8 protein-coding genes and 1 tRNA gene are annotated in these 7,849 nt (G+C 72.0%); 6 read left to right on the top strand and 3 right to left on the bottom strand.

The annotated features are described in order from the left end of the window. From ACZ7C5_RS36665 to ACZ7C5_RS36640, 6 genes are all read left to right on the top strand, one after another. Positions 1-418, top strand: a 418-nt coding sequence (locus ACZ7C5_RS36665) for a LysM peptidoglycan-binding domain-containing protein (protein WP_470324347.1), incomplete at its 5' end; no start/stop codon positions are given. 286 nt (positions 419-704) lie between these two features. After that, positions 705-1,394: an alpha-ketoglutarate-dependent dioxygenase AlkB family protein gene (locus ACZ7C5_RS36660; protein ID WP_401087259.1), complete on the top strand. Its 690-nt coding sequence runs from the start codon at positions 705-707 to the stop codon at positions 1,392-1,394. 246 nt (positions 1,395-1,640) lie between these two features. Further along, positions 1,641-2,510, top strand: a complete 870-nt coding sequence (locus ACZ7C5_RS36655) for an acyl-CoA thioesterase (RefSeq protein ID WP_188301876.1) — start codon at positions 1,641-1,643, stop codon at positions 2,508-2,510. Positions 2,511-2,692: 182 nt separating this feature from the next. After that, on the top strand, positions 2,693-3,484 hold the full coding sequence (locus ACZ7C5_RS36650) for a DUF1684 domain-containing protein (RefSeq protein WP_401087190.1): 792 nt from the start codon (positions 2,693-2,695) through the stop codon (positions 3,482-3,484). 164 nt (positions 3,485-3,648) lie between these two features. Then, positions 3,649-5,049, top strand: a complete 1,401-nt coding sequence (locus ACZ7C5_RS36645; protein WP_401087188.1) for an MFS transporter — start codon at positions 3,649-3,651, stop codon at positions 5,047-5,049. A gap of 134 nt (positions 5,050-5,183) precedes the next feature. Continuing rightward, positions 5,184-5,257 (top strand) — tRNA-Pro (locus ACZ7C5_RS36640). A gap of 619 nt (positions 5,258-5,876) precedes the next feature. Here the strand turns inward: ACZ7C5_RS36640 and ACZ7C5_RS36635 are convergent. Genes ACZ7C5_RS36635 through ACZ7C5_RS36625 form a run of 3 tightly spaced genes read right to left on the bottom strand, consistent with a single transcriptional unit; the run spans position 5,877 to position 7,839 of the window. After that, complete coding sequence (locus tag ACZ7C5_RS36635) at positions 5,877-6,521, bottom strand: 4'-phosphopantetheinyl transferase family protein (RefSeq protein ID WP_401086900.1); 645 nt, start codon at positions 6,519-6,521, stop codon at positions 5,877-5,879. A gap of 11 nt (positions 6,522-6,532) precedes the next feature. Continuing rightward, a complete protein-coding gene (locus ACZ7C5_RS36630; protein ID WP_401086898.1) occupies positions 6,533-7,369 on the bottom strand; it encodes an alpha/beta fold hydrolase in 837 nt (278 codons plus the stop codon). Then, positions 7,366-7,839, bottom strand: a complete 474-nt coding sequence (locus ACZ7C5_RS36625; RefSeq protein WP_401086896.1) for an SRPBCC family protein — start codon at positions 7,837-7,839, stop codon at positions 7,366-7,368. The genes ACZ7C5_RS36630 and ACZ7C5_RS36625 overlap by 4 nt, the downstream gene beginning before the upstream one ends. Positions 7,840-7,849 lie beyond the last annotated feature (10 nt).

Below are 7,849 nucleotides of genomic sequence, written 5' to 3'. Positions count from 1 at the left end.
CTCGGCGGGCTCCACCACCGGTGCCGGCACCGGTTCGACCGCCGCCAAGCCCGCGCAGACCCCGAAGCCCGCCGCCCCGGCCGCGAAGCCGGCCGAGGCCCCGAAGGCCGCCCCCAAGGCCCAGGCCGCGCCGAAGAACGACGCCGCGCCCAAGGCCGCCGCGCCGAAGACCGATGTCCAGAAGAAGGCCGACGCCCAGAAGTCCGCGCCGAAGGCCGACCAGGGCGCCAAGTCCTGGAACCGCTCGAACGACGCCAAGCCGGCCGCCAAGGGCGACTACACCGTCAAGGCCGGTGACACCCTGAGCTCCATCGCCGCCGCGCAGGGCCTGGACTGGCACGACCTGTACCAGAACAACGCCAAGGTCATCGGTGGCAACCCGGACCTGATCCTCCCGGGCCAGACCCTCAGCATCTGAGGTTCCCCGGACGCCCGAGGCTCCCTGCGCAGCTGACATCGGCTGCTCGGCCCTCACCGTTCCGGTGCCCCGAGCGGGCACCGACGTGCTCGGCTGCCACGGCCGCTCCACCGTCACGCGGGTTTCCGCCGGACGGGGGAGCGGCCGTCGGCGTTTTCGCAGTGATCCGCAGTGATCCGCAGTGATCCGCGGCGATCCGCGGCGTTCGGCCGGGTGCCCGGAGTGCCGTCCGCTCGCGGCGGTGGGCTGGGCCCGGGGCAGGGCGGTGCGCGAGGATGGTGGGGTGATCCAGGGAGAGCTGTTCGGTGACCCGAGCGGGTCCGCGGGTGCGCGCGAGCGCTCCGAGCCGGCCCCCGGCGCCGTCCTGCTCCCCGGCTGGCTGGACCTCGACGCGCAACGCCGCCTGGTCGCCGCCTGCCGGGAGTGGGCCCGCCCGCCGGCCGGCCTGCACACCGTGCGGATGCCCACCGGCGGGATGATGTCCGTACGGATGGTGAGCCTCGGCCTGCACTGGTACCCGTACGGGTACCGGCGGATCGCCGAGGACGGTGCGCCGGTCAAGCCGTTCCCGTCGTTGCTCGGGACGCTTGCGCACCGGGCCGTCGCCGAGGCGTACGGGCCCGCGCTGGGGGAGGTCGCGGGCGCGGCGTCGTACGAGCCGGACATCGCGATCGTCAACCACTACGCGCACGGCGCGAAGATGGGCCTCCACCAGGACCGCGACGAGCGGGCGGACGCGCCGGTGGTCTCGCTCTCGCTCGGTGACGGCTGTGTCTTCCGGCTCGGGAACACCGAGACCAGGACCAGGCCGTGGACCGACCTGGAACTGCGCAGCGGCGACCTGCTGGTGTTCGGCGGACCGGCCCGGTTCGCGTACCACGGGGTGGTGCGGACGCTGCCGGGGACGGCGGACCCGGCGCTGGGGCTGGTCGGGCGGCTCAACATCACGGTGCGGGAGTCGGGGCTGGGCGCGTAGCCGGAGGCGCCCTCCGCCGGGCTCGGTCATCCGGTGCCGCTTCGTCCTTTCCGCTGCTGCCTCCCCGTCCGTCGCCGCTCTTTCGTCCGTCGCCGTGCTCTCGTTCCGTCCGTCATCTGTTCGCTGACTCGACTACTCGTTCGAGTGAACTAGGAGTTCCGGCGTGCTGCGCGGGAATGACCCGGGTCGCCAGAGGATTCGAGTGAGCTGGAGAATTCGTTCGGAGTCCGGAGAGGAAGCGTGCGCATGGGTACCCCCGTCGACGACCTTGTCGATCTGCTCGACCTTGAGCAGATCGAACTCAACATCTTCCGTGGGCGAAGCCCCGAGGAAGCGCTGCAACGGACGTTCGGCGGCCAGGTCGCGGGGCAGGCGCTGGTCGCGGCGGGGCGCACGGTGGACGATGCGCGCCCTGTCCACTCGCTGCACGCGTACTTCCTGCGCCCCGGGACGCCGGGCCTGCCGATCGTCTACCAGGTCGACCGGATCAGGGACGGTCGCTCCTTCACCACCCGTCGGGTACTCGGGATCCAGGGCGGCCGGTCGATCTTCGCGCTCACCGCCGACTTCCACCGGCCCGAGGAGGGCGGCATCGAGCACCAGTTCCCGATGCCGTCCGTCGCCGCCCCCGAAGACCTGCCCAGTGCCCTGGACGAGGTCGGCTCCCGGCTCGGCGAGCTGCCCCCGTTCATCAGCCGCCGCCAGCCCTTCGACATCCGCTACGTCGACCGGCTGCGCTGGACGAAGGAGGAACTGGCGGGCGTCGAGGCGCGCAGCGGCGTGTGGCTACGCACCAACGGCTCGCTGCCGGACGACCCGCTGATCCACGTGTGCGCACTCACCTACGCCAGCGACATGACGCTGCTGGACGCAGTCCGCGCCCCGGTCGAGCCGCTGTGGGGCGAGCGCAACTTCGACATGGCCTCGCTCGACCACGCGATGTGGTTCCACCAGCCGTTCCGGACGGACGACTGGCTGCTCTACCAGCAGGAGTCCCCGATCGCCCACGGCGCGCGCGGTCTGGCGCGTGGGCAGATCTTCGACCGGAACGGGCAGCTGGTGGTGTCGGTGGTGCAGGAGGGCCTCTTCCGGCCGCTGAAGCGGCGCGACGGGTAGGCGAGTCCGTGGCCCGTGGTGTGCCCAGTGTTGTGTCCCGTGTCGGCGCGTTGCCGCCGTGTGGCAGTTTCGGCGGCTTCGGGCCGACGGGAATGATCCGTCCGCGTGGACGGCGTTGTGGATGATCGAGACGGGCGGTCCGAACGGCGGGCCGTCCGCGGACAGACCGGGAGGGTGGACCGATGACGGCGACGGCCGCGGAGGACTGGAAGCACTGGAGTGACGGCCGGGCGGCGTCGGTGAGCGCGCCGCACGGCCAGCTCGCACTCACCGGCACGCACTGGCTGGAGCCCGAGCCCACCGAGGTCCCCGGCCTGCCCGGGCGTTGGTGGGCCGACGCCGAGGGCGTCCGGGTCCGGGCGGCGGCTGGTGACGGCATCACGGTCGACGGTGCCGGCACACCGGTGGACGGGGACGTGCTGCTCCGTCCGGACAGTGACCCGGCCGCCGACACGGCCACCCTGGGCGACCTGCTGCTCGTCCCGATCGAGCGCGAGGGCGAGCTGGCCCTGCGGGTCTTCGACCCGGCCGCGCCGCGCCGGGGTGCCTTCGCGGGCATCTCCGCCTACCCGTACGCGCCCGAGTGGGCCGTTCCCGCCGTCTTCACCCCGTTCGAGGACGGCGACACGCAGTCCGTCGTGGTTCCGAACGCCGACGGCCGGGATCGCCCGTTGGTCGTCACCGGGCAGGTCGCCTTCACCGTGGCGGGCGAGCACCGCACGCTGACCGTCAGCCGGTCGGGCGAGCTGCTCAGCGGCGTGATCGCGGACAGGACCAGCGGCATCGACACCTACCGCTTCCGCTTCATCACCCTGCCGGCGCCGGACGCGGAGGGCCGCACCGTCCTCGACCTCAACCGGGCCTACCTGCCGCCGTGCGCCTTCTCGGACTTCTTCATCTGCCCGTTCCCGCCGCCGGGCAACCGGCTGGACTTCGCGGTGGAGGCGGGGGAGAAGCAGGTGCTGAGCCGGTAGCGGCTGCGGGCGCGGTCCCCCTGCGGGGGGACTGCGGCCCGGTCACGCGGCGAAGGGCGCAGGGCGAAGGGCGCCGGGCGGGTGGTCGGCGGGAGGCCGGCCGGAGGTCCCGGTGCCGGGGCCGGTGCGAGGCGGGTCGGGGGTGGAGCGGAGCATGGGGGACTATGTCGAACAATCAACATTCCACCCCGTCCCCCGCATCCACCCCGTCCGCCGTCCCTTCGCCGTCCACGCCTCCTTCGCCCTCCGCCCTCCCCGCATCCTCCTCCGCCGAGCCCGAATCCGATCCCGGACCGGGGGACGGGTCAGAACCGGGGGCCGTCCCCGACTCACCCTGGTACCGCCGGGCGTTCGCCGACCTCAGCCCGCTGCGCGACCACCCCGACTACCGTCGGGTCTGGGCCGGGCAGGCCGTCTCCTCCGTAGGCCAGCAGATGACGGCCGTCGCCGTCTCCGTCCAGGTCTACGACCTGACCGGCTCCGCCTTCGCGACCGGCCTGGTCGGCATCTTCTCGCTCGTCCCACTCGTCGTCTTCGGCCTCTACGGCGGTGCGATCGCCGACACCGTCGACCGACGCCGGCTGGGCCTGATCGGCTCCGCCGGTCTGGCAGCCGTCTCGGCCGTCCTGGCCGCGCAGGCGCTCGCCGGCCTCGGCCTGGTCGCCGTCCTGTACGCCGCCGTCGCCGTCCAGGCCGGCTTCTTCGCCCTCAGCTCGCCCGCCCGCTCCGCGATGATCCCCAGGCTGGTGCCGAGCCACCAGCTCCCGGCGGCGAACGCCCTGAACACCGTCAGCATGAACCTCGGCCTCACCGTGGGCCCGATGCTCGGCGGCGTCCTCATCGGCGCGTACGGCGTCCAGGCCGCCTACCTGATCGACACCGTCGCCTTCACCGCCACCCTCTACGCGATGTGGCGCCTGCCCGCCATGCGGCCGCTCGGCGATCGCAAGGGCCGCGCCTCCGTCCTCGACGGCCTCCGCTTCCTGCGCGAACAGCCCAACCTGCGCACCAGCTTCCTCGCCGACCTGGCCGCGATGGTCTTCGGCATGCCGCGCGCCCTCTTCCCGGCCATCGCGGTCACCTTCTACGGCGGCGACGCCGGCACCGTCGGCCTGCTGGTCTCCGCCCCGGCCGTCGGCGCCCTGGTCGGAGCGCTGTTCTCCGGCTGGGTCGGCCGCGTGCGCCGCCAGGGCATCGCCATCCTCGCCGCGGTCGCCGCCTGGGGCCTGGCCATCGCCGCCTTCGGCGCCCTCCACAACCTCTGGCTCGGCCTCCTGCTGCTCGCGGTCGCGGGCTGCGCCGACACCGTCAGCATGATCTTCCGCAACACGATGATGCAGGTCGCGGCCCCCGACGAGATGCGCGGACGCCTCCAGGGGATCTTCATCGTCGTGGTCGCGGGCGGCCCCCGCCTCGGCGACTTCGAGTCCGGCACCGTCGCCGCCCTCTCCAACCCCGCCACCTCCGTGATCACCGGCGGCCTCGCCTGCGTCGCCGCCGTCCTCCTCCTCGCCGCCCGCCGCCCCGCCTTCCTCGCCTACGACGCCCGCCACCCGACCCCCTGACCCACCACCCCGAACCTGGCAGCGAGCACCCCCCGACGTGCTGTATTGTTTTCCACGTCGCCGGGACAACCGGAGACAAGGTCGAGAAGCCCACAGCGAAGCCCCCCAGGCCATCGCTTCGGGTACCGAGACCACGGGACGTGGCGCAGCTTGGTAGCGCACTTGACTGGGGGTCAAGGGGTCGCAGGTTCAAATCCTGTCGTCCCGACTGGAGTTCGCTCCATTGTCACAGGTCAGAGGCCGTTTTCTCCTTCGTGAGGAAGCGGCCTTCGGCGTGCTCCGGGGCGTTCCTCTCACATCCGTCTCACGGTTTCACTGCCCTGCGCTGAGGCCTGATGTTGCTCGGGGTTGTGTACCGGCGACCCTATGCACGTATCCTTTCTGTATGCCCGATCTGTCTATCGCCAAAAATGGGATTGATGGTTGCCCATTGTGATCGCCGATTCCGACCAAGGCGTTTGCACTTGACGCTTCATTCCGTCGATCAAGTGCGGCCGACAGGCGCAACGGCTGCCCAAGAGTTGGATTCGGGCGAGGTGATGTGACCGTGAGCGCCTTCGTCGAAGGCGTGGCGTGATCTGCTTCCTGAAATTCCCGCTTGTTCTTGGACAGCGGTTTCTGCGCGGTGGGTGAAGCCGCGCTGCAGTCTGACCCAGTTTTCGAGCGGGGTCGGCGAGTGCGCAGGCAAATAGCCGTGGAGGGATAGTGGGGGAGGCACATTGCGGCGTGCCGACGCGTGGGGGAGGCGTACAGGGCCGGATGCGATACCGGGCGATTCCGATCCACCACGAGGCGAGGTGCACCTGCGTGTGGTCGGAGGGCTCAGGCTAGCTCCCGCGTGAGACCGCCGTCACGACCAGGCAGTCGGAACTCAGCCAGCGGCCCTCGTACACCGGGTTCACAGGCGGGGCGACCGGAGGGCGGAGGGTGGTCGTGAAGGTGCCCGCGGGGGACAGGAACAGGGTGGCGTCGCGGAAACCGAGCCAGATGCCGGTGGCCGGGTACCAGGCCTTGTAGGAAGCCTCCTTCGCGGAGAAGAAGATACGGTCCCAGGGCAGAGAGGGATCGGCCCGCACGAGGGCGTCCAAGTGGGCGAGTTCCACCGGCGAGGCGATCAGGCCGAGTACGCCCGTGGGGAGCGGGTCGGCCGGTTCGGCGTCGATGCCGAGAGCCGCCGCCGCGGAGGCCGGGGTGGCCACCGCGGCTCGGTACCCCTCGCAGTGGGTGATGCTGCCGACCACGCCCGACGGCCACCCGGGGGCACCGCCCGGGCCCGGTAGCAGCGGGGCCGGTGGGTGGCCGAGTTCCGCAAGACAGCGGCGGGCGCAGGCGCGGGCCGTCGCGAACTGGGCGCGCCGGCGCGCCCGGCGGCCCTCCATCAGGGCCGCCTCGGCCGGAAAGAGTGGCGCGGGCGCCATGTCGTCGAAGGCTTCCGACGACATGACGCCCGGCGGCAGGAGTGCCTCGATCACGGCCGATCACCTCATCGCGAGGCGAGTTCGACAACCGCCGAGACCGCGAGCAGTGGGCGTTCCAGCGGCAGCATGTGGCCCGCGTGCGGGACCCGTTCGAAGCGGGCGCCGGGGATGACTCTCGCGAGTGTCTCCGCCAGGGCCGAGTCGATCACCTTGTCGGCCTCACCGTGCAGGACCACCGCCGGGACCGTAACGGACGCCAGCGCCGCACGGACGTCCCAGCCGCGGGTGCACCGGAAGAAGTCCGACCGGACCTGGGGGACCGTCGCGGCGAACAGCTGGCGGTTCACGTCCCGCACGACGGGATCCACACCCTTGCCCATGGTGGAGCCGAGCAGTTTCCGCCCGAGCCACGGCCGGTGGAGGGCCTTGGTGAAGAGGGTGCTGCCCATCATCTTCACCTCGCCGTCCGGGGTGTCCTGGCCGTGCGCCGCCGTGCCCAGCAGCACCAGCCCGCGCAGCCGGCCCGCCGACGGCGACGTGGTGGCGTACGACAGAGCGGCGAATCCGCCGCCCGAGTGGCCCACGACCACCGCCTCGTGCGCGCTCGTCTCCGCCAGCACGGCTGCCAGGTCGGCGCCCAGCCGTTCCACCGAGACCGGCGTACGGCCCAGGGTGGAGGCGCCGTGACCGCGCTGGTCGTACAGCACCACGCGGTGGCCTGCCCGGATCAGGCGGTCCGCGACCGTGCCCCACACCCGGCGTGCATGCGCCCACCCGTGCACCAGCACCACGTCGACGGCCGAAGGCGTGCCGGCCAGCGGGGCGAGGACGGTGACCGCGAGTCCGGCGCCGTCATCCGTACGGGCCGTCAGCTCGCGAGTGAGGTCCTGGGCCGTCGTCACCGCGGTACCGCCGACAGCTGCCGGTCCAGCGACACGAAGGCGGCGAGGGTGCCCTTGGAGTGCTCCGCGCCCAGGTCCGCGACCTTGGCCAGCAGCTTCAGCCAGCCGTGCGGGCTACCGTCGAAGTGCATGGAGATCCGGGTACGGCCGTCCGCCAGGGGTTCGAGAAGGAAGGTGCTGGTGCCCCGGAAGACGCCGTCCACGTACTCGACCTCAAGGCGGCGACCCGGCTCCACCGCGACGGTGCGCGAGGTGAACCGCAGCTTCAGCCCGCCCTTGTCGACACCCTTGGCGTGCACCGTCACGCTGACCCTGCCGCCCACGGCGTCGGGGGCGCCGGAGACCGTGGTGAACGTGTTGGCGGGGACCCACCACTTCCTCGCACCGCGGAACTCAGCGACGAGCGCGGACCAGACGGCGTCTGCCGGAACGTCGATCACCGCCTCGTCGATCAGGTCGTACGTCGTCATGCCGAAGCCT

The sequence above is a fragment of the Kitasatospora sp. NPDC036993 genome, assembly GCF_055607525.1.
This window is presented reverse-complemented; position numbering and strand designations above follow the sequence as displayed.

Bases quoted from the DNA above. Each gene is read 5' to 3' on its own strand.
- ACZ7C5_RS36645 (WP_401087188.1), top strand. From the start codon at position 3,649: ATGTCGAACAATCAACATTCCACCCCGTCCCCCGCATCCACCCCGTCC.
- ACZ7C5_RS36650 (WP_401087190.1), top strand. From the start codon at position 2,693: ATGACGGCGACGGCCGCGGAGGACTGGAAGCACTGGAGTGACGGCCGG.
- ACZ7C5_RS36655 (WP_188301876.1), top strand. From the start codon at position 1,641: ATGGGTACCCCCGTCGACGACCTTGTCGATCTGCTCGACCTTGAGCAG.
- ACZ7C5_RS36625 (WP_401086896.1), bottom strand. From the start codon at position 7,839: ATGACGACGTACGACCTGATCGACGAGGCGGTGATCGACGTTCCGGCA.